Annotated in this window: 1 protein-coding gene; it reads right to left on the bottom strand. The window is 72.4% G+C overall.

Translation table 11 applies throughout. The features are described 5' to 3' along the window. A partial coding sequence (locus tag MBTS_RS23450) for a YncE family protein (RefSeq protein ID WP_425324826.1) occupies positions 1-649 on the bottom strand: 649 nt, incomplete at both ends.

The raw sequence follows: 649 nt of genomic DNA, 5'->3' as shown, positions 1-649 counted from the left end.
GCGTATCGCCGATGCCGAGGTGATCGGTCACCACCGGGCGCGGCGCATCGGCCCGGATCACGCTGACGCTGTCGGCGTGCCCGTCGCTGGGCTCGGGGCCGGTATTGGCGGCGAGTGCCAAACGCCCGTCGGGCGTGACCTCGAGGCCATAGATGCCGGGGCCGACGGGAAGGTCGAGGGCGGGATCGTAGGTGGCTTTGGCGCCGTCGAGGGCGAGGACACCCACCTTGGCGGCCTTGTTCTTGGCCACGAACGCGCGGCGCCCGTCCGGGGCGATGGCCAAAGCCGCCGCCTCGTCGCCGACATCCACGGTGGACACGGCGCGCACGCTCGTCCCCGCGATCGACAGGATTGTGACGCTGCGGCCCTCGCGGTTGGCCACGAGGGCGACATCGCCTGTCCGCGCGATGGCGAGGCCCGAGGGCTGGCGCCCGACGCGGATGGTCTCCACCAGATGCGGCGGGTCCGCGAGGAGGTCGATCACGTGGAGCCGGTCGTCCGCCTGCGCGTACCAGGCCTCGCCCTCCTGCCGCATGAGCACCGAACTCGCCACCAGCCCGAGCCGTCCGTCCGGGGTGATCTGCAGGTTGGTGGGCGGCCCGTAGACGGAATTGTCGAGGGGCAGGACATGAGCGAGGCGGGGGCGGGC

The sequence above is a fragment of the Methylobacterium bullatum genome, assembly GCF_014845095.1.
GTDB lineage: Bacteria > Pseudomonadota > Alphaproteobacteria > Rhizobiales > Beijerinckiaceae > Methylobacterium > Methylobacterium bullatum.
This window is presented reverse-complemented; position numbering and strand designations above follow the sequence as displayed.